The sequence below is a fragment of the Dictyobacter vulcani genome, assembly GCF_008974265.1.
Lineage (GTDB): Bacteria > Chloroflexota > Ktedonobacteria > Ktedonobacterales > Ktedonobacteraceae > Dictyobacter > Dictyobacter vulcani.
This window is the reverse complement of sequence record NZ_BKZW01000001.1, coordinates 3,427,980-3,448,781: the sequence shown is the minus strand read 5'-3', so window position 1 is coordinate 3,448,781 and position 20,802 is coordinate 3,427,980. Positions and strand designations below refer to the sequence as shown.

The 20,802-nt window shown below is 52.6% G+C and carries 23 protein-coding genes; 13 read left to right on the top strand and 10 right to left on the bottom strand.

Going from position 1 to position 20,802, the window contains the following annotated elements; all coding sequences use genetic code 11:
• Window positions 1-19: 19 nt before the first annotated feature.
• The 8 genes from KDW_RS14560 to KDW_RS14530 all read right to left on the bottom strand — a co-directional run bounded on the left by KDW_RS14560 (window position 20) and on the right by KDW_RS14530 (window position 7,825).
• Entirely contained in the window at window positions 20-1,288 is a 1,269-nt protein-coding gene (locus KDW_RS14560) for a 3-isopropylmalate dehydratase large subunit (protein WP_151756625.1), read from the bottom strand.
• Window positions 1,276-2,424, bottom strand: coding sequence for a hydroxymethylglutaryl-CoA lyase-like TIM-barrel protein (locus KDW_RS14555; protein ID WP_151756624.1), 1,149 nt, complete (start codon window positions 2,422-2,424; stop codon window positions 1,276-1,278). Before KDW_RS14555 ends, KDW_RS14560 begins: the two co-directional genes overlap by 13 nt.
• On the bottom strand, window positions 2,421-4,736 hold the full coding sequence (locus tag KDW_RS32805; RefSeq protein ID WP_151756623.1) for a [LysW]-lysine hydrolase: 2,316 nt from the start codon (window positions 4,734-4,736) through the stop codon (window positions 2,421-2,423). Before KDW_RS32805 ends, KDW_RS14555 begins: the two co-directional genes overlap by 4 nt.
• A gap of 29 nt (window positions 4,737-4,765) precedes the next feature.
• Entirely contained in the window at window positions 4,766-5,365 is a 600-nt protein-coding gene (locus KDW_RS14545) for an amino acid kinase family protein (RefSeq protein WP_198925267.1), read from the bottom strand.
• Window positions 5,362-5,649 (bottom strand): amino acid kinase family protein, encoded by a 288-nt coding sequence (locus tag KDW_RS34935; protein ID WP_198925266.1) that lies wholly within the window; start codon window positions 5,647-5,649, stop codon window positions 5,362-5,364. The genes KDW_RS14545 and KDW_RS34935 overlap by 4 nt, the downstream gene beginning before the upstream one ends.
• A gap of 82 nt (window positions 5,650-5,731) precedes the next feature.
• Complete coding sequence (argC, locus tag KDW_RS14540) at window positions 5,732-6,796, bottom strand: N-acetyl-gamma-glutamyl-phosphate reductase (protein ID WP_151756622.1); 1,065 nt, start codon at window positions 6,794-6,796, stop codon at window positions 5,732-5,734.
• A complete protein-coding gene (gene lysX, locus KDW_RS14535; RefSeq protein ID WP_151756621.1) occupies window positions 6,793-7,656 on the bottom strand; it encodes a lysine biosynthesis protein LysX in 864 nt (287 codons plus the stop codon). Before lysX ends, argC begins: the two co-directional genes overlap by 4 nt.
• 4 nt (window positions 7,657-7,660) lie before the next feature.
• Window positions 7,661-7,825 (bottom strand): lysine biosynthesis protein LysW, encoded by a 165-nt coding sequence (locus KDW_RS14530; RefSeq protein ID WP_151756620.1) that lies wholly within the window; start codon window positions 7,823-7,825, stop codon window positions 7,661-7,663.
• 1,517 nt (window positions 7,826-9,342) lie between these two features.
• On the opposite strand from KDW_RS14530, the gene KDW_RS33840 reads away from it, so the two are divergent.
• The 4 genes from KDW_RS33840 (at window position 9,343) to KDW_RS14510 (ending at window position 11,943) form a co-directional block, all read left to right on the top strand.
• Window positions 9,343-9,816, top strand: a complete 474-nt coding sequence (locus tag KDW_RS33840) for a metallopeptidase family protein (RefSeq protein WP_233097702.1) — start codon at window positions 9,343-9,345, stop codon at window positions 9,814-9,816.
• A 144-nt stretch (window positions 9,817-9,960) separates the two neighbouring features.
• A complete protein-coding gene (locus KDW_RS14520) occupies window positions 9,961-10,239 on the top strand; it encodes an RNA polymerase sigma factor (protein ID WP_151756619.1) in 279 nt (92 codons plus the stop codon).
• Window positions 10,236-10,520: an RNA polymerase sigma factor gene (locus KDW_RS14515; protein ID WP_151756618.1), complete on the top strand. Its 285-nt coding sequence runs from the start codon at window positions 10,236-10,238 to the stop codon at window positions 10,518-10,520. The genes KDW_RS14520 and KDW_RS14515 overlap by 4 nt, the downstream gene beginning before the upstream one ends.
• Entirely contained in the window at window positions 10,513-11,943 is a 1,431-nt protein-coding gene (locus KDW_RS14510) for a WD40 repeat domain-containing protein (RefSeq protein ID WP_162005236.1), read from the top strand. The genes KDW_RS14515 and KDW_RS14510 overlap by 8 nt, the downstream gene beginning before the upstream one ends.
• Window positions 11,944-12,083: 140 nt before the next feature.
• Here the strand turns inward: KDW_RS14510 and KDW_RS14505 are convergent, their stop codons facing one another.
• Window positions 12,084-12,743, bottom strand: a complete 660-nt coding sequence (locus KDW_RS14505; protein WP_151756616.1) for a hypothetical protein — start codon at window positions 12,741-12,743, stop codon at window positions 12,084-12,086.
• Window positions 12,744-13,805: 1,062 nt separating this feature from the next.
• Here KDW_RS14505 and KDW_RS14500 point away from each other — a divergent pair.
• From KDW_RS14500 to KDW_RS14490, 3 genes are all read left to right on the top strand, one after another.
• Window positions 13,806-15,413 (top strand): ABC-F family ATP-binding cassette domain-containing protein, encoded by a 1,608-nt coding sequence (locus KDW_RS14500; RefSeq protein ID WP_151756615.1) that lies wholly within the window; start codon window positions 13,806-13,808, stop codon window positions 15,411-15,413.
• 252 nt (window positions 15,414-15,665) lie between these two features.
• Window positions 15,666-16,262: an ABC transporter permease gene (locus KDW_RS14495; protein ID WP_151756614.1), complete on the top strand. Its 597-nt coding sequence runs from the start codon at window positions 15,666-15,668 to the stop codon at window positions 16,260-16,262.
• On the top strand, window positions 16,259-16,618 hold the full coding sequence (locus KDW_RS14490; protein ID WP_151756613.1) for a hypothetical protein: 360 nt from the start codon (window positions 16,259-16,261) through the stop codon (window positions 16,616-16,618). The genes KDW_RS14495 and KDW_RS14490 overlap by 4 nt, the downstream gene beginning before the upstream one ends.
• Before the next feature lie 76 nt (window positions 16,619-16,694).
• Here the strand turns inward: KDW_RS14490 and KDW_RS33835 are convergent, their stop codons facing one another.
• The gene (locus KDW_RS33835) at window positions 16,695-16,835 is read right to left on the bottom strand and encodes a hypothetical protein (protein WP_233097701.1); all 141 of its coding nucleotides are present in this window, start codon (window positions 16,833-16,835) and stop codon (window positions 16,695-16,697) included.
• Between KDW_RS33835 and KDW_RS35890 the strand changes: the two genes are divergently transcribed.
• The 6 genes from KDW_RS35890 (at window position 16,783) to KDW_RS14460 (ending at window position 20,677) form a co-directional block, all read left to right on the top strand.
• Complete coding sequence (locus KDW_RS35890) at window positions 16,783-16,893, top strand: hypothetical protein (RefSeq protein ID WP_371876255.1); 111 nt, start codon at window positions 16,783-16,785, stop codon at window positions 16,891-16,893. The two genes, KDW_RS33835 and KDW_RS35890, sit on opposite strands and share 53 nt — an antisense overlap.
• A gap of 121 nt (window positions 16,894-17,014) precedes the next feature.
• Window positions 17,015-17,713: a dienelactone hydrolase family protein gene (locus KDW_RS14480; protein ID WP_151756612.1), complete on the top strand. Its 699-nt coding sequence runs from the start codon at window positions 17,015-17,017 to the stop codon at window positions 17,711-17,713.
• A 253-nt stretch (window positions 17,714-17,966) separates the two neighbouring features.
• Window positions 17,967-18,254, top strand: a complete 288-nt coding sequence (locus tag KDW_RS14475; RefSeq protein ID WP_162005235.1) for a hypothetical protein — start codon at window positions 17,967-17,969, stop codon at window positions 18,252-18,254.
• Window positions 18,255-18,582: 328 nt separating this feature from the next.
• Window positions 18,583-19,278: a GNAT family N-acetyltransferase gene (locus KDW_RS14470; RefSeq protein ID WP_162005234.1), complete on the top strand. Its 696-nt coding sequence runs from the start codon at window positions 18,583-18,585 to the stop codon at window positions 19,276-19,278.
• A gap of 133 nt (window positions 19,279-19,411) precedes the next feature.
• The gene (locus tag KDW_RS14465; RefSeq protein ID WP_151756609.1) at window positions 19,412-19,633 is read left to right on the top strand and encodes a hypothetical protein; all 222 of its coding nucleotides are present in this window, start codon (window positions 19,412-19,414) and stop codon (window positions 19,631-19,633) included.
• A 144-nt stretch (window positions 19,634-19,777) separates the two neighbouring features.
• Window positions 19,778-20,677: an HpcH/HpaI aldolase/citrate lyase family protein gene (locus tag KDW_RS14460; RefSeq protein ID WP_151756608.1), complete on the top strand. Its 900-nt coding sequence runs from the start codon at window positions 19,778-19,780 to the stop codon at window positions 20,675-20,677.
• The last annotated feature ends 125 nt before the right edge of the window (window positions 20,678-20,802 follow it).

The window sequence follows — 20,802 nt, the reverse complement described above, 5'->3', positions numbered from 1 at the left end:
TTTCGTGTGTTTGGTGGCTTTAGACCAGGTTTTCGGTGAATAATACGCTACGTGGATCGGTGATATGGCCAGTGAGGGCGGTGGCGGCCACGGTCGCTGGACTGCCAAGGTAGATTTCGGCGGTGGGATCGCCCATGCGGCCGGTAAAATTACGGTTCATGGTGGTCATGGCGCGCTCGCCGGGTGCCAAAACGCCGAAGTGACGGCCAATGCAGGGCCCACAGCCTGGTGTGCCTACGGAGGCTCCAGCTGCGGCGAAGATCTCCAGGTAGCCGCGCCGCATGGCTTCCAGGTAGATTTCACGGGATGCGGGAATTACGACCATGCGCAGATCAGGACTGATGGTACGACCACGTAAGATATTGGCGGCAATCTCAAGATCGTCCAGGCGACCGTTGGTGCAGGTGCCGAGGAAGACCTGGTCGATCTTGATGTCCTCGACCTCTTCGGCGGGATGGACGATATTGACGTCCGGCGGACAGGCAACCAGGGGTTTCATGTGGCTGACATCAATCTCAATGATCTGTTCATAGTGCGGATTATGGGCGCGCAGCAAAGGATAGTCTTTATCCGTGCGACCACGTAGCCATGCCTGAGTTGTCGCGTCGGCCGCGATCAGGCCGGCTTTACCGCCCATCTCGATGGCCATATTGGAGAAGGTCATGCGCTCACTCATGGAGAAGTTTTCGATGACCTCACCAGTGTATTCCAGGGCACGATAGTTGGCCCCATCCACACCCAGGCGGCGCACGATCTCCAGTGAGATGTCTTTGGCAAAGACACCAGGGGGCAATTCGCCGGTGATATGCACATTGATCGTCTCAGGGACGCGGAACCAGCTGCGTCCGGTGGCATAGGCAACGCCGATATCTGTCGAGCCCATACCTGTCCCGAAGGCTCCGAAGGCGCCATAGGTGCAGGAGTGGCTATCGGCCCCAACAATGATGCTCCCAGGCAGGACAAAGCCTTTCTCCGGCATTACCTGATGGCAGATGCCCTCCTGGAGAATGGGGATCTCCTGTTCTCTGGCGAAGTCGCGTACCTCGCGGTGTAGCGTGGCGGCCTGGATCGTCGCGGCTGGAATGATATGATCAAAGACAATATGCGCGCGCTTCTGATCAAAGACGCGCCCATTGTTCTGTTGCGTCAGCTTGCGGAAAGCTTTGATGGCCAGTGGCGTCGTCGTATCATGGCTCATCACGTGGTCTACATCCACCACCACCGTATCTCCGGCCACTACAGGGCGTCCCAGGCGATAACTAAAAATCTCTTCGGCTAGCGTTCCCATATCAGGCTTCCTTTCTGTTCATACCAGGCAAGAATAAATGTATTGACCTCTTCATCGCTGAGTGAGCCGTGTTCGGCCCGCTCTTTGAGGGCTTGTGTCAGGTGCACAACCTCGTCGGAGGTTAGTTGTAATCCCAGAAAGACGGCGCGATGTCCCACGGCATAGCGGCCCGTGAAACGGGAACCGATATCGACGTGGCGCGCGAGTCCAAAATCGGTAGGATTGAGGATTTCATAGGCGTTTGGATTATGCAGGACGGCTTTGGTGTGCACACCGGCGCGATGGGTAAAGGCGCTGGGAGCCGTGATCGGCATGTTATAGGGAATATTGATATTCAGGCACTCGGCCACGTATTGCTCTAACTCCATCAGTTGTGTCAGATCGTAGCGTGCCAGCAGAGCTGGATAGTGGATGTAGAGTTGCGAGATAATGCCACTCAGCGATGCGATCCCATTGCGCTCACCGATGCCCATCACCGTGACATCCAGACAGTCGGCCCCGGCCTCAAAGGCGGCAATGGCGTTGGCGATGGCGCAGCCGGTATCATTGTGTCCGTGAAATTCGATACCAACGCCGGGATAACGACTGGCTACCAGGCTGACCAACTGCTCAACCTGACGTGGGGTAGCTATGCCAACAGTATCGGGCAGGCCAATCCGCTGTACTCCGGCCTCGACCACGGCGTCGAAGATGGTCAGCAGGTCAACCAGATCGCTGCGAAAGGCGTCTTCAGCTGAGAAGCGCACGTAGCGACCGGTCGTGCGGATCAACTGGATCAGTGGGACCGCCTGCTGGACGATCTGCTCGATACGGCGTCCATGGCTATTTGAGCGCAGTTCCGTGGAGGTGCCAAAGAACAGATTCAGGCCATAGACATTGGTTTCCAGTGCGGCCAGCACGTCTGCCTCCACACAACGCACATGGGTGACAATGTGTGATTGCAGACCCAGCGCACAGATAGCCTGGATCGAGTCGCGGGTCTCAGGCGACGCAATCGGCGAGGGAAGCTCGATAAACGTTACGCCAAGACGATCCAGCCAGCGTGCGATCTGTACACGCTGCTCCAGGGTAAAAAAGGTCTTGATGAATTGCTCCCCCTCGCGCAGGGTGCTATCCAGAATAGCGAGTGATCTCATAAGGCGGTTTCCCTTTGCGCTGCAAGCGTATGCAGGACATGTTCAAGTACATCAATCGCATGGGTGTATTCCGTGAGGCTAATATGTTCATTGGGTGTATGATCAAGGCTTGAGTCTCCAGGTCCATAGGCCACGATATTCTGCCCCCAATGGGGTCCGACGACATTCATATCTGAGGTACCGGTTTTGTGCTTAAACGCAGGCTGAACACCAGTAGAGCGGATGGCGGCGATAAAGGCGCGTGCCAGCGGAATCGTGCGCGTGGTCTGGTAGGCCACTTCTTCACCGGAAAACTGGATGTGTAGATCATCTTCATAGGCCCAGCGCTGGAGTTGCTCGCGCAGGGCGCTCAGTTCAAAAGCTGGTGGCAGGCGGTAGCCAATCGTAAAACTGGTCCGCTCCTCCAGACCATCATGGGTGCTCTGGATACTGCGCAGCGAGGGTTGCAGGGCCGCGAAGGCCGAGCTTCCGGCGTGCTGCTGGTTCCACTCTTCAGCATGGCGGCGTACACGTTCCCAGTAGGCCACGGCGACCTCATTACTACTCCGAGCCGGGCCAGCGCTATGGCTGGATTGTTGTGTGACACAGCCATCAATAAGCAGGCGACCTTTATAGCCGATGGTTACGGCCCGACTACTACTCGGTTCGCCAATGATGCAGGCGGACGGCTGATAGCGCCCGACGATGCCACGCGCCCCACGTGAGGTCGCAGCCTCCTCCTCGACCGCTCCAACGACCACGATCGGCTGGACATTAGCTGCTTTTATCTGTTTCGCCACCCGGGCGGTGGCACAGATAAAGGCGGCCAGCGGACCCTTGGCATCTACCGCGCCCCGACCATAGAGCAGATCACCCTCGATCCGTACCGGGATATTCCCCGGCACCGTGTCCATATGCCCCAGTAGAACCACCGCCGGCTGATCGGTTGGTTCTGGATGCGTACTGGCGACAAAATTCCCGACCTCATCCACATATGCATACAGTCCCATCTGTTGCGCCTGCTCTACCAGAAAGTGTGCTAACGTGCTTTCCTGACGCGAAAGACTGGCTATATTCAAAATACTCACTAGAAGCCCGACATCAGGCATTGGAGCGTCCAGTAAGCTATTTGTACCAGTCGGCGGTTGCACGGGCCGTGACGAGCCTCTCAGGACCTCCTGAACGATATCCAGCGCTTCGTCGAGTTGTGTCTGATCGATCACCAGAGGCGGCAACAGGCGCAGGACATTTGCGCCGGCGGGCAGGGCCAGCACTCCACGCTCGCAGAGGGCCTCCAGATAGGGCTGGACACGTTTGGTGAGCTCAATACCAATCAAAAGACCGCGTCCACGTACCTCACGAACCAGAGGCGATTGCATGGATCTCAGACGTTGCTGAGCATGCGCTCCTAGCGCGGCTGCCCTGTTGGCTAACTCCTCGTGTTCAAGGATCTCCAGCGTCGCCAGAGCGGCCGCACAGGCCAGTGGATTACCGCCAAAGGTGCTGCCATGAGACCCTTTACTGATGTGCCCACTCTCCATCACGCGCGTCCCCAGACAGACCGCACCCATCGGCACCCCACCAGCCAGAGATTTAGCCAGACAGAGGATAGCCGGCTGAACCCCATACTGTTCACAGGCAAAGAGCGTACCGGTACGCCCAAAGCCGGTCTGGATCTCATCGATGATCAGCAGTGCCCCACGCTCGCGACAGAGGGCCGCTAATCCCTGGACATACTCTTCCTGAGCGACATGGACGCCTCCTTCGGCCTGGACCAGCTCGATGATTACGGCCGCCGTGTCCTCAGTAATGGCGTTAGCGGCAGCGTTCAGGTCGTTATAGCGTATATGTGAGACATCAGGAATCAGTGGCGCAAATGGCTCGCGATAATGCTTTTCCCAGGTCGCTGAGAGCGCGCCCATACTGCGACCATGGAAACCGCGCAGCGTCGCGATGATACCAGTACGGCCGGTAACCAGGCGGGCGAATTTAAAGGCGCCCTCCACCGCTTCTGTACCACTGTTACAGAGAAAAAAGTTGTTCAGTCCCTCGGGCGTCACCTGTGCCAGTCGCTCCAGTAGACGCGCCCGGACATCGTTATAGACCACTTCAGGACAGGTGGTCAGGCGCTGAGCCTGGGCAGCCAGGGCGGCCGCGATCTCTGTCCGACCATGGCCGATATTGGCCACACCATGGCCAGCCATACAGTCGATATAGCGCCGCCCCTCGGCATCCCACAATAAGGCACCTTGCCCACGCACGATCTCAACCGGCCGCTTCCCATACACACCGCTCGTATATTGATTTTCTATTTCCACTAAATTAGTGCCCATCTGGGACCTCCCTCCTCTTTCTCTTGTGATTATTTACGCAGTGACACCATCTCACGAAGGGGTGCCTGCCTGTTTTCTTCTATAGAATCTGTCTGTGCCTGTCCATTCATAGTGGTAGTAGCAATAGTCGTACCCGCACCAGCAAGTACAGCTCGCAGCGACGTGCTCCCGATACAGACGCGTGCCACACCCCCCTTCAACGCCTCCTGAGCGCCCAACAACTTCTTACGCATGCGTCCCTTCGCATAATCCATATAGCTCTCTAGCTGCTCAGCAGCGATCGAAGGGATCAACGTCGCGCTATCCTGTGGATCGCTCAGCAATCCCGGCACATTGGTCATAATGATCAATGCCTCGGCGTGCAGGGCCGCAGCCACCGCAGCCGCAGCCCGATCACCATCCACATTCAGTCTCTCCCCCTGATGACTCAAGGCCAGAGGAGCAATCACCGGTATATAGCCAGCATCCAGCAGTTGCTCCAACAACACACTATTCACCTGTTCAATCTGACCGGTATAGTCATCACGCAGGATCTGGGTCCGGCCTTCCGGGGTCACAGAACGCACCAGCGCCTTACGCCGCGCCACCAGCAGCCGACCATCCACACCAGCCAGCCCAAACGCATTCACCCACGTCCCTGGAGCTGCGCCACCAGATCCGTATTAATCTGGCCCGCCACCGCCATCGAAAAAATCTCCAGCGTCTCGTGATTGGTATAGCGACTCGTCATGCCGCTCGGCGACGTAATCATCCGCTGCGGATGCCCCAACCGCTCAGACAATGTATTCGTCAGATCCGAGCCTCCATGTAAAAGCACTACCCGTTCACCGGCCGCCACCAGCTCCGCGATCTCCGCTATAATCGCTGTCGTCGCCACCCCGGCGCCCCCACCAATCTTAATTACCAGCGTCATCACACACATCCTTTCAAAAAATCAAGTCCAATCGGACTCAAGGCCAATCGGGCTCAAGGCCAATCGGGCTCAAGGCCCGAACCTACGCGGGATGCAAACCCGGAAAGGTTAATCCTAATGTCTCGTCCCACCCCAACATACAATTCAAGGCCTGGACCCCATTACCGGCGGCACCCTTCATCAGATTATCGAGGGCCGCCATCACAACCACGCGCCGCTGCTCCAGATCGACCTCAAAACCAACATCACAATAGTTGCTACCAGCCAGAATCTTGGGCTCGGGATAGCGATAGACACCGTTGCGCTCTTTCACCAGGCGTATAAATGCCTCGCGCTGATAGGCTTCGCGGAAGATGCGCCAGATGGCCTTTTCTTCAAGCTGCTCATGCAGAAAGACATGGGCCGTCACCAGAATGCCACGCACCAGTTCCACGGCAGTGGCCGAGAAGGCCACGATCTGCTTCAGTTCAGCCCCACCATCCAATTGTCCTAGTTCCTGGATCAGCTCGGCCGTATGGCGATGGCCGGTCGGCTCAAAGGAGCGCACCGCACCACTGCGATCAGGATGGTGGCTGGATGGTCCGGCTTTCGCACCGGCGGCCGAAGAGCCAACTTTGGCCTCCACCACCAGTGGCAACGCCTGATTGACGATGCCCGCTCGATACAGTGGAGCCAGTCCCAGGATCGAGGTGGTCGCCATGCAACCGGTACCACTGACCAGTGCGGCCTCGGCTAACTCGCCACGATGCAGCTCGGGCAATCCATAGACTGCCTCGGGTAGCAGTTCCGGAGCCAGATGCTCATGCCCATACCAGCGCCGATAGAGCTCGGGGGAGCGCAAACGGAAGTCGCCAGAAAGATCGATCACACGTGGTGCCAGCGCACGATAGCGGGCGATCTCACCCGAGGAGACGCCATGCGGCAGACACAAAAAGAGAATATCACAGGTCGTCAGGTCGTCGGGATGACAGAAACGCAGCGTGCAGATCTTGCGCAGATTGGGGTGGGCGCTATGCACAAAGTGTCCGGCCTGACTCCCCGATGCGATCTGGCTGATCTCGACCATCGGATGAAACAGGAGCAATCGCATCAACTCGCCACCGGTATAACCTGATCCACCCAGGATACTCACGCGTATTCGACTCATTGCGTCACCCCCTCACGCACCTGACTGAAGATATACTCGATCATCTCGTGCGGAATATTCACACCCGTTGGAGCAATACTGTTACGGAACTCCATTGTGGCATTGATCTCATTGACCAGCAGGCCGCGTTCAGGATCTTCAAAGATATCCACGGCCAGGATGCCACCACCTACGGCACGGGCCGCCCGCACACACAGGCTATCCAGTTCAGGCGTCACAGGGCAATTCTCGGTGACAGCTCCACGAGCAGTGTTGGTGACCCAGTGGGCGCTCGTACGATAGATAGCGCAGATCGTGCGCTCACCCAGCACAAAAGCGCGGATATCACGGTTGGGCTTCTCCACGTGCTGCTGAATATAATGGATATGATGTTGATATGAGCCCAGCGTCTCTTGATGCTCAATCACCGCCTCGGCGGCATCGCGATCATTGATCCGGGCCAGCAAGCGTCCCCAGGAACCGCTGATCGGCTTGAGCACAGCGGGATAACCTACCGCCTCAATACCTTCCAGCGTACGCTCCTCATCAAAGGCCAGCAGCGTGCGCGGCACCGGCAAGCCAGCCCGCACCAGGGCCAGCGACGTCAACAATTTATCGTTACATACAGCGGTCACCGCCGCCGAATTAAACACCGGGATCCCCCAGTGTTCCAACACATGCAGAACAGCCAGGCCACGGGACTGACTGACGCTGCGACAGAGCACGGCATCATACGCTTGCCAGCGCTCCTGCGGCTGCGCCAGATCGAATAGCAGATCGCCATCATCAATGACGTCAAAATCGATCGCACGCTGTCGCAACGCTTCCACCAACAATTTCTCTTCCACGCGAACGCGTGATGTCAGGATAGCCAGGCGCATAGGGTTACTCCCCCCAATCTTCCTCGACCTCTGGGGCCAGGGCTACTTCAGGCTGCTCTACGTTAATAACTTCCAGTTCAGCATTACAATCAGGACAGAAGGTAATCTCACCCACCATCAAACCCTGAACATCGATCGCTGCTTCACATTCTGGACATTGTGCTGTCATCTTCTCAACTCCTCTAATCTCTATTATTACTGTAGATGCCGCTAAAATTTTTCGACAAAAAAAGCCCTTCATCCTCCGTGTAAGGACGAAGAGCATCAACTCTCGTGGTACCACCCTCATTCGCCTATACCTCATAGCATAGGCCTCAGTGTACAGAAATAAGCATTTCTGTAACCACCCGGTAACGAGGGCGAGTCGACAAAGTTCTACTCTCGCGCGAACGCGATTTCTTCCTTGTAGCTTCAGGGTCTTATTCACGGGATGGCCATACGAACATTTCCAGCACCAGTTCGCTCTCTGGATGCGCCATTAGACCGTTACTTTTCCCCACACCGCTTTAACTGCTGTTCTATTGTCTATGTACTCTGGATAAAGGACAAATAAAAAAGCCCTTCATCCTACTACTCAGGACGAAGAGCACCTAAACTCTCGTGTTGCCACCTGCATTCATTGCCACCTCACGATAGCAACCTCAGCAAGTATGTATCTTCATACATACTCAGACCCATTCACGGTGGTCACCGGCAGAGTTCTACTCTCGCTCACGCGATTTCTTCTCGCAGCTGCAGGTTCTTATTCACGACCGGTACACGTGTAGACTTCTCACTAGCTATCTACTCTCTGTTCGCAACGCTAGATCGTTACTTATCCTGTCAAAGCTTTTATCATTATGTGATTGTTCGTTTCCCTATAGAAATATATAACATGCCCATTTCTCAAAGTCAATGCCTCCCCCCTCGATTCCACAGGAACCAACAAATCCTGACATTCCCCACAACAGAAAAGCCCCCCATATAGACAAAACCACCACCCCAACATTTTCCCACTTCAGGTATATTACAACCATAACCAGTCATTCCCGTAAATTACATATGATTTCTCTCTACGTAAAGGACGGCATTGGTAAGAAAAGTAGGTTCGACCCTTGAGGTCGATTTCTTCCCTTACATCAATCTCGCTCCGAAGGCAATCGTGGTGGGATGAGGTGCACATAGAGGAACCATCAATTATGGGCGAGATGAACATGAAGAGAGCCAATCGATCTCAAGGTCGAACCTACATTTTCATTTTTCTTGATCATTTGATGTCATTGAACATATGATCTGCACAATAATTTCACTTGAAAGAGAAAAACCATCAATATCGTGGCAATGAGAATGTATCATTGCTTGATGCTCAGGGCCTGTGTGTGTTTCTGCTTTCATGTATCCTGACTTCACAGATAATTTCACTTGAACCAGAGACTTAAGAACTTAAGAGCCTGAGAAGGGTATATTAAAGGAAAATTATAGTGAACATCAACATTCACATGCAACAGATGCCAGCATAGAGTTAGCAGATGAGCCGACAGAGCATCGCTCATATCAATCTGTCGCCAGATCTTGCCTGTTTCGCGGCCTGTGTGTGTTTCTGGCTTTCTGTATCCTGACCTTCCTGATCATCACGCTACCTATTAACGATACGAACAAACTATTGATCATGCTTGGTCTGCTCGCTGCCAGCCTGCTCGCGCTCTGGTGACGACACCGCGTAGAACAGAGCCATCCTTCCCGGATGAAGCGGTCGAGACTGAAAGTTCTAATCCCACAGAAATAGTTGACGATCCTGATGATTCCCCCACTGCACCACTCTCCACCGATTATTTTGAGCAACTCGTACAGGAAGCACTCAACGACATTCCCGCTGAATTTGAGCCCTATATGGCGAACCTGGCCATCTTTGTCGAGGACGAACCAGATGCGGAGCTACGTGAACGCATGAATATCACCGATGGCCATAGCCTGCTTGGCCTCTACCAGGGTAATCCACTCACCTCCATAGGACACCTGCATAGCTTACCCGAACATATTACTATCTTTCAAAAACCGATCGAGGCCTATTGTCAGGGAAAACCCAATCGTATCCGCAGGCAGGTCCGGGCTACTGTACTCCACGAAATCGCTCATCATTTCGGCATCGATCACGACGAGATGCCACGCTGGCTTAAATAGCCATCCTCCCCCTCTTAAACCTCGGCGTAATACAATCTAACCAGATGGTCCATAGCGACTGTAACGTTTTGCCATCGGCTACGACATGTATCTACGGAATTACTCGCATGCGAAAATTTATTCTGCTTTTATCAGGATGTACACATGTATCAACCGTTACAGATAAAAAAGGCTACCGCGGCCGAAGAACAGTTCACTGCACTCTATCAGCTCTATGCGCCGCGCCTGTTTACCTATCTGCGCCTGCATTTGCGCTCGCAAGAGGATGCTGAGGATGTGCTGGTGGATATATTCATGGCGTGCCTGGAAAAACCATCGTTTCAGGATCTGTCTGAGCCACAACAGGCTAAATGGCTCTGGCGCGTTGCTCGCAATAAACTTGTTGATGTATACCGACAAAAATCTACGCGTGGACCACTTTGAATGTCGATGATCTTTATGAGCAAATCTACTACGATGAAGAGCTTTCGCCGGAGCGCTTGATGGAGCGCAGCGAAGATTATCTGAATTTGTATGCACTCGTTGATAAGTTGCCCGCGGCACAACAACGAGTGTTGCGACTACGCCTGGTGCACGGACTACGCTGTAGCGAGATTGCGAAACAATTAGGCAAAACTGAAGGCGCTATTCGCACGCAGTTTGCTCGCACCCTGAATGTGCTGCGCTTAGCCTATGGACAAAAGGAAGGAAGAGATAATGGCTGATCCCAAACAACCATTCAATAGTGATGATGTCGAGCAGCTGGTGGATCAGCTCTCTACCTCTAATCCTGATACAACGAATATCGACCGGCGCTTTCTACATGATTTACGGCAGGTGCTCGCGACCGAGGATGTTAAGGTTCAGATGCAGCAAGATCAGCGCTCACTACAGAACGCCCTGACTCGTATCACGGCCGCTAAAGCTCAAGCACCCACCCGGCGGCGCACCTATACCCCAGATGATAGAGGAGTCATTTTCATGGAACTACGATCAATACAACAAGCTCATCCCTTGTCCAGATTTACCCTGGTCAAAAGAACGTTAAGCATGCTGGCAGTTGCTGTTATCATCTTCGCCGTTATTGGTAGCGCGGTTTTCTTTATTGTCACCGGTGCTCAAAATCAGCTTGCCCATCACGCACCAGGAGATACTAGCACAGGCGCGGCTGCCACCAGACCAGGCACAACGATCTATAGCTATCCGCAAGATGACATTGTTACTGGAATAGAATGGACACATGATGGTAAGCGTGTTTTCTCAACCGGTTCTCAACTCTACAGTTGGGATGCCTTCACCGGTAAGCATGTCATCCAATACCCTGTTCATACTCAGGGTTTAACAACGTGGTTATCTTCTCAACTCTCACCGGATAATAAGATGGTGGCGGTCTGGCAGGTAGATCACATCGTGGTGCTGGATGCCCATACTGGCAAACAACTCAAATCTCTTACCTATCCTTTCTCACAAGCAACAGAGGGAGGCAAAGTCTATCTGGCACATATCCCGCCAGAGCTCAGCTGGTCTCCTGATGGCAACGTTCTTAAAATCATCATCATGTCGCCAGCAAACGCAAAAGGCTCCATGCCATTTACTGATATCCTTGTCTCCTATAATGTTGCGACGGGACAACGGCAGGACACGCGTCTGGCGCTGACTACCCCATTAGTGTTATCCTGGTCACCTGATGGCAAATATCTTGCGGCCGGTGATCTAACGACAGGCATTGTCTCTATCCTCGATGCAACCAGTGGCCAGATTATCCACACACTCCCGGGTACGCAGGTATCGCTTGAAACCATGAGCATAAGCTGGTCGCCCGATAGCAAACAACTTGCGACAACCGACGTTGGCCGTAATTCGACGGCCTCAAATGTCTCAACGTATATCTGGAATGTTGCCAGTGCCACAAAAATAAAGACCTACCTGGATGTAACGAACCCGCGATGGTCTCCTGATGGCAAATATCTTGCCTTTAGCCCTGGCGATGCGCCCTCTGATATCAAGATTATGGATACAGTCAGCGGCCGCGTGGTTACGACCTATCATCACGGAAGCAACGGGAATAGTATCGCCTGGTCACCTGATAGTAAACACATAGCTTCAGGTGGTGATGGTCTCACCTATGTCTGGGTCGCTGTTCCGTAAAGCCCTGGGATACTCAAAACCAGAACTCAACAAAAAAAGCCCTCTGCCACTATACACGCGGCAGAGGGCTTCTCTCTTTGGAAGCAAAAGAGAGGAAACCTGTTACGACGTTGCTTCACGCATCCTCTCTTATTCCATTCCTATGATCGTGGATCGCTACCAGTTAAAGGCATTTTAGGAAGAACATGCTGCTCATGATGCTGCTGTTTTTCCTCATGATGGATGTTGATGCTTTCATTGTCGTTATTATTATTGTTGTTATTATTTATACGATGGTTTTCTGTCTGATTTTCATGCTCATGGTCATTGTCTTTATTGTCGCTATTGGCAAAACTGTTGTCATCATGTCCGTTGTCAGCGTTGTCAACGTTATCTGAATTGCCAGCATTGTCAGCGTTATCATGAGTGTTATCTGCATTGTCAGCGTTACCAGTAGTGCCTGTAGTAGTGCCTGTAGTAGTGCCTGTATCCATAGTATTACCATGGTTATTGTCTGCACTCGCAGTGTCACCCTGGGTGTCTGCAGTGTTAGTGTCACTATAGTGATATCCACTATCTTGTCCCGTTGGTTTCTCATCGGACGTAGACGGCACTACAGTCACTGCAAGGCTTGAGGGTGTACTTGAAATCGGGTTCGTCACATGAGCATGGTCACTCGCAGCTTTTGCAGTTAAGATGCCTCCCTGGGTATAATTCAGGAAAGCTACCACCCCTCCCACGAGGAGCAGACACACTACCAGAGCTCGAATGACAAAGCCAGCCTGTGCTAGAATTTTTCTAGCTCCTTTTGTCTGATACATAACATAATCCTTCTTTCATACTATATATATTAAGCAACATATCTCGAACCTGTTTTTCACACTTAAAAAGTAGCGTCACATTAATTAATGATCAACTACTAATTTTTCGTGAAAAAGTATTTCCAAGCACAATAACTATGGATATATGTAAGGTCCTGGTGATAGTATGCTGCTCTAAAATGATTATAAACAGGCAGTACGCATAATACATAAGCATCTACTTATTTATGATACGTGAATTTGCGTATCTCGCTGTCTACTCTTCGTGATTCTACGGGTCGAAACCAGCGGTGTTACCGTGTGTCGTGACATGAATCTTACGTGACATGGATCTTACGTGACATGGATCTTACGTGACATGGATCTTAGAGGAAGGGATGTAAAGCTAAACATAAGCATAAGAACATAAGAAACATAGACACATCAGGGGATAATCGGGAAGAGCATGTTCGTTCCAGGCATGACTTATGGTTATCACGATTGAATCTACCACTGTAATGTGTCCATAACTGAACTGAGCACAAAACGGAGCGCGTAGACAAAACATCTATTTCTAATTACCCGATATGCTGCTGCAACTATCCCTATACGCACTTGACATCTTTTGTACAGGATGGTACCATTTCTCACGGACACGTATAAATTCATGGAATTAAGGTTATATGAAAAGGGTATTACCACTTGCAGTCTACAACGCCGCCTGAGCGACCACGCCTGGGCTTTTGCGGCAGGAATTGGCGCTTATGATGCTTGCTCACACAAAGATGCGTGTGAGTGCTTATAAGTATGCCCTTTGCATCCTCTTCGCCTCTTTTCCTTCCTGAACGGGTCATCACATCATCGCCTACCTTATGATTGCGTGTGTGTCGCCAAGCATCGATCCTCTCGTTGCTGATTGCCTGCGGCACTGTGTGCTTCCCGTTTGCATTAAGGTACGAGAGTACTCGTATGCGATCGTGCAATGCTGCACTTGCCCATACAACACTTTATGAATCCGATAAGACAATTTATTCACAACAGCAATTATTGAAAAAAAGCACACAGGGAGATTAAAACGACACTATGCTACAGGTTAATCATATTAAACTATCTTATGGCGCTCGAACCATTCTGGATGATGTTTCACTGACCGTGGCTCCGGGCGAAAAAGCCGGGCTGATCGGTATTAATGGAGCCGGTAAAAGTACGCTCTTGAAGATTATTGGTGGCTATCAGGAGGCTGAGCGCGGCAATATTATGCGCCCCAGCACCTATGGCTATCTTTCCCAGGATGTGGCCCATGAGACGCCAGTGAAAGAGGGCGGTACGGTGCGGGATTTCATTTTCAGCGGCACTGGACTCGATGAGGCTATTGTGGCCTATGAGGCACTTTCTCTGAAGATCGCTGATCCTGAGATTGATGATCTTGAGGCGGCTCTGGCCGAGTTTGAGGATGCGCAAAATGAGCTTGAACGTCTGGGATACTATGATGCGGATGCACGTAGCGAGCAGTTGATCAGTGGCTTGAATATCGGTGGCGTGACACTGGATCGTGAAGTGAGTACGCTCAGCGGTGGCCAAAAAACCAAACTGGCCCTGGTACGCTTGCTCTTCCAGTCACCCGAATTACTCCTCCTCGACGAGCCTACCAACTTCCTGGACGTTGAGGCGACTTTCTGGTTGATGGAGTTCCTGGAGAGCTATAAGGGCGCTCTGCTGATCATCTCGCACGATCTGGATCTGCTGGATCGCAGTATCAATAAGGTCTTGCGCCTCAATGAGTTTACTCATAAGCTTGAGGAATACAAGGGCACCTATACGAACTACCTGAATGCTATCGGTGATGCTCAGGCGCTGATCGAGCGTACCAAGAAGCAGCAGGAACGTGAGGTTGCTCGTTTGCGCAAGACCTCGGATCGCCTGCGTGGCTTTGGTGCTACGCGTGTAAAACAGCGTATCGCCATGGATAAGCGTATCGAGAGCATACAGGAGAGCGCGCCACAGGTCGCTCAGGCCAGTCGCCGCATGAAGATTGATTTTCCGGTGCGTGAGCAGAGCGGTCACCAGGTTGTTGAGGCCAGAAATCTGTATAAAAGCTATGGCACGAAAGAGATTTTTAGCGATATCAGCTTCGAGGTTAATCGCGGTGAGCGCCTGGTTATCGTTGGACTCAACGGTGTTGGTAAAACCACACTCTTGCGTACGGTATTGAGCCTGGTTCCTCTCAACTCTGGTACCGTCACCCTTGGTGATCGCGTCCAGGTCGGCTATTATGCTCAGGAGAGCGAGGGACTGGACTATGACAATACCGTGCTCAATGAGGCCAATGATGTCCTGCCCACTGACGCCAAGCGTGTCCGTGGCGTCTTAGGACGCTTCATGTTCAGTGGTGATCGCGTCTTCCAGAAAATCGGCACCCTCAGTGGTGGTGAAAAGACCCGCCTGGCCCTGGCCAAGATGGTCCTGGAAGGTCCAAATGCTCTGGTCCTCGACGAGCCGACCTCCCACCTGGATATGATCTCGAAAGAGATTATTGGTGAAGCACTTGGTAACTATCGTGGCACGATCATGACTGTAACCCACGATGTCGAGTTTGTGCGCCTGCTCAAACCAACTGTCATGCTCCTGATGCCAGAGGGCCGTCTGGTGCCTTACGATACCAAATACGACGAGTTGTTGGAACGCGCCTAGCTCGTTTCCAATCGCAACAGCAAAAAAACAAAATATAATGCGGGCTATATTAGTCTATAGCCCGCATTACTCCCAAAACCTCCCAACGCTCCTCTTCCATTACAGACAAGTGCGCACATATGTGCTATAAATAGATTCATGATCTCCTCTCTACGTAGAAGTATGCAAGCTACCGACCGAATGATAGAAGTATCAACATGGAGTGCCGTAAGTCGTCGCAGGACACTATAGCCTGGAAAAGAGGTGCCTCTCATGACATTTCTCTCACTCCTGACCAAGGAGATGCGCTTACGTTTACGTCGCGAACGAACAATCTGGGTCATTATTAGCTATGTATTTCTGATGGGCCTGCTGGGCTGGCTTTTTCTGAGTACGGTAGATACCAACTCGTCTGGTCCCTATAGCAATAATCGACTCAGCGAGGTTGGTTCCACGCTCTACTCGCTCCTGGCGCAGGTCCAGCTACTTTTGATCATCTTTATTACCCCATCATTAACGGCGACAGCCATCAATGGAGAAAAGGAACGCCAGACCTATGAGATGCTCATATGTTCGCGGCTCTCGGCTTTTTCGCTGATCATGGGCAAATTAGGGGCGGGCCTGCTTAACGCCTTACTCTTAATCGCAGCCTCAATCCCATTATTCAGCCTGGTCTTTTTCTTTGGCGGCGTCGGTCCCACCCAGGTCGCCAGTGTCGTGCTCATCTTTCTCGTCAGTGCGCTCTGGCTCGCAACACTGGGCATTTTTGTTCGATCATCATCTCACGACCAGCCATCTCAACCGCCATCACATACATGTTCAGCTTGCTCTGGGTCTTTTTTCCTGTCTTACTCTCAGCCATCCTCATGAATTCAGGCAGTGGCTATCGCCTGATCCAGATGTATCCCAATAAGATCAAGCTCCTGTATATCTGGAGCCCACTAATGGCCATCAACAACACCTCGCCCAACAATAATGTACTCATGCCTTATCTTTTCTACCTGAACCCTGGCATTGCCACAAGCTATGCCATGAACAGTAATAATACAGCCCCTTTCACCATAGGAAGCTGGCATCTCTCATACTGGGACTCCTATCTCCTGATCAGTGTTGGCATGGCACTGCTTTTTCTCATTCTGAGCATCTGGCTGGTCAAGCCACGCCACCACTTGTTTCCACGTCGCCACCTGGCCGGCCGCTCTAAAAAAATGCCCGCCACCGTATGAGGGAAGCGCTCTTTTCTTCCACTGGCAAGGCAAACCCGTACTCTTCTTCTGGAGTCCGCTGGGCAATGGGCGCACGTTAGCGCAATGGGCCGCCATTCGCCAGCAGGTCGATCCGAGCCACCAGTTGGAATGCCGCCATAGCCAGCCAGCCCGAATGGATTACAATTACCAGCTTCAATGAGTGGTTTGAAGGAGCCATGATCGAGCCGAGTGTCACCTATGGCAATCAGTATCTGACATTGACGCAACAATTTGCGCGCCGCTGGCATGGCTAAGTGAATATGCCCCATTTTAAGAATCATCAGCGTCTATGCATCGTTTAGTGCTATCTTCTCGTGACTATAATGGTGTAGGACAACCTGCAAGAGTATTTAATTGAAGATAAAGGAGTCATATATGGCAGTCGTACGTACCTCAAAAGTAGAGCTACCAGTCAATGGCGATGGCGCATATGCTTTTCTCGCGCAGCCTGATGATGAGCAGCAGCATCCTGGTATCGTGCTGATTCAGGAATGGTGGGGAATTGAGCCCCATGTCTTAGATCTGGCCCAGAAACTGGCCACCGATGGTTTTGTGGTCGCGGTTCCAGACCTCTATCATGGCAAAGTAGCCACCGAGCCAGATGATGCCCAGCGCATGATGATGCTGGTCCGGAAAAATGTAGACCGGGCAGCAAAAGAAATCATCGGTGCGCTCGACACACTGAAACAACTTCCAAACGTCCAACCCAAAAAGCTGGGCCTGATGGGCTTCTGTTTTGGTGGCTTCCTGGCCTACACTGTAGCCTCACGCTATGCTGATCTCGGAGCCGTAGTCCCCTTCTATGGCGCAGGCTATGATCCCACGCCGGAAGAAGTTGCGAAAGTCAACGCACCCGTGCTGGCCTTCTATGGCAAACAGGATGACAGCGTGTCATTAGAACAAATCCAAAAAATCGACAAGCTCTACAAAGCAGCCAACAAAGCCTACACCGTCAGAGTTTACGATGCCGGCCACGCCTTCATCAATCCGACCCACGGCATGGGCAACGAACAAGCCGCAGCCGACGCCTGGCCCCGCGCCGTAAGCTTCCTGAAAGAACACCTGCGCCCGTAACGGCAGCCTTCATGGCTGCAACCTGTCGTACCGGCAGCCTTCATGGCTGCAACCTGTCGTACCGGCAGCCTTCATGGCTAATATTTTTCGTTTAACGAGTTTTGTGGCGGCGAAAGACGTTGTGGAGAAAAGCAGCGAATCATACGTGGAGAGGGCGCCACACGCGGAGGCCGGCATGCGGCGTGATCGTGGAGCGAGGGGCTCAACGAGCAGCGCATGCCTGTGGCGCCTACACCGCGACGGATCCTGTTTCGTGATCCTCTTCGAGAAGGTACGGGGAGGATCCACGCGCTCACCCACCACGTTGCGGTGCGAGCAGGCCACGGCCACGGCACACACGATCCCTGTAGGCGCCACAGCACTGCGCGTCGTTCTTGCACGCTGGCCTGCGCAAACGCAGCAGTGCGGCCTCCGCGTGTGGCGCCCTCTCCACGTACACCTGGCTTGCTGGTCACGTCGAACCATCTCTCAACGTAGCGCTAACCGAAAAGTATTGGCCTTCATGGCTGCAACCTGTCGTACCGGCAGCCTTCATGGCTAATACGTTTCACTTAAGGCCTTTTTCTGGACGAGATTGACGAAAGCATCTGAGCCGATCAGAGGCCCAGTGACTTCAAAGGATCAAGAAAAGCGAACAGGTAGGTTCGACCCTTTGGGTCGATTGTCTCCCCCCACACGAATGCATTGCCTAACATGTCATAGCTTGCTCATGGTCAAGCAAGGATAGTATGCAGGGAACCAATCGACCCAAAGGGTCGAACCTACTTTCGTTCATCTCCTCTAAGGATCAAACCGTCCCTGGGCTTAAGTGAAACGTATTAGCCTTCATGGCTGCCGCTACGGGTACATTCGAAAGGGAAACACTGCCCATGCCCACGAAAAGCTCACGCGAGCTGTTACAACTCCATCTGGAGGCGGTCTGGGGTATCTCGCTACCAGAGTTGACCTCCACCCATACTGAAATAACAGGCACAGGCTCCCAACCTCCCTGGCAGTTGTATATCGGAGAATTGGAAACCGAGCAGCTATACATCTGGCGTTCCGATCTATCAATGCCAGCCCGCTCCAGACTGCTCCAGAGCCTGGAGCAAAAAACAGAAACACCTGCTGGATATCAAACACGGTCAGAAGTTGCGCTGACCCGCACCGCCCCAACCATGATGGATCTGCAGACAGCCCGCAGTATGGCTCACCGACTGAACCGGGATGATTATTCACTGATGGAGGATTTTGAAACTGGTAGTAGTGATTATTTTCTCCAGGAACAGGTTGCGCCTGTATTCGGGGTGATCGAGGAAAATAGGCTCTTGAGTGTGGCCCATAGTTCCCGCCGTACCGCGCATGCGTGTGAACTGGGCGTTGAGACACATGCACAGGCCCGGCGCCGTGGCTTTGCGCTGGCCGTCACCCTCCTCTGGGCCAACGCTGTCGAGCAGGATGGCTTGCTGCCATTTTATAGCGCCCTGGCGGAAAATAGTGCCTCCCTCAAACTGGCACACAGCGCTGGCTATCGTCCATTTGTACGCGGCACCAGCTTCACACCCATTCAGGACACGCTGACATAATTTGCAGCTATCGCCCGTTAAAATCCTCTGGCATCCCGTTAATATAGATAGACATAAGAATTTTTATCTAGCTCTCTTATACAGTCCTTAAACTATCACCAGTAGCTTTTTTTCTATCTATCAGGAGCCAGTTATGTGCCAGAGTGAAGTCGCCCTACTCCGTGCGAGGATCGCCACGGAATATGAAGCCATGAAACGTGGCTTGACAGGATTAGCGAGTGGGCAGGCTCGACATGCCTTTATTGATGCGCGTATGCGGCGCGTCGATACATATCATGAACAACTTACGCAGCATATTAGTGACGCAGAAGCCACCGATGTGATCTGCGAGCTTTATGTCCAGGTTATAGGTTAGGCCAGGATAGAAGTTGCCAGTCCGACAACTTCTATCCTCACGCATGCTCCTCCACTCCCCCACACCGCTCTTGCTGCTCACTCCTTTTCCTCTGATATAATGAAGCATGCAACGCTGAAAAAATGATCAAAGGAGAACATTGTAATGCGCCTCAGACGATCTGAGCTTTCGACCCCGGGCAGCAATGAACGCATGATGGAAAAGGCCGTGGCCAGTACTGCGGATCTGGTGCTGCTAGACATGGAAGATGCGGTCGCGCCAAATGAGAAAGTGGCGGCCCGCGCCAAAGTGATTAAAAGTCTGCGTACCCTGGATTGGGGCAAGAAGACACGTGCAGTCAGGGTCAATGATCTTGAGACCGAGTTTGCTTATCAGGATATTATCTCGATCGTGGAAGAAGCAGGCGAATATCTGGATATCCTGATTATCCCGAAAGTAAAGGCGGCCCGCGATGTCTGGTGGGTCGATACCTTACTGACACAGATTGAGAAGCACAAGCAGTTAACGCGCCGCATCGGGATCGAAGTGCTAATCGAGGAGGTAGAGGCCATGCTGAATGTCGAGGAGATCGCACGCGCCAGCACCCGTGTCGAGGCGCTGATCTTTGGTCCAGGCGACTATAGTGCCTCCCAGGGCGTTGATAGTAAAGGCATCGAAGGCTCGCATGCCGACTATCCTGGCGATATCTGGCACTATGTGCGCAACAAGATCGCCATCGCAGCGCGAGCCGCAGGCATTGATGCCATCGACGGAGCCTACGCCAACTTCAAGGATGGTGCCGGCTATCAAAGCGAATGCATCCGCGCCAGAACCCTTGGCTTTGTCGGTAAGTGGGCCATTCATCCAGATCAGCTCCAGATCGCCAACCAGGTCTTTTCGCCTTCCCCGGAAGACGTCGATCACGCCCGCCGACTGGACGCCGCCTATACCACAGCCCTCAAGCAGGGTCAGGGAGCCATTGCCTTTGAAGGAAAAATGGTCGACGCCGCCATCGTCAGAAGTGTGCGCAACACCATCACCAAAGCAGATCTTATTGGCATGTAGTAGCGGCTGCGACCTGTTTCTTGCACAACCAGATCATACCATAAGAACGTAAGGCATGGTTCAAGATGAGCGTGAAGCACTGTGACAATTGGCGAGAAAGTTGACATAAAGAATCCCTGAGAGAT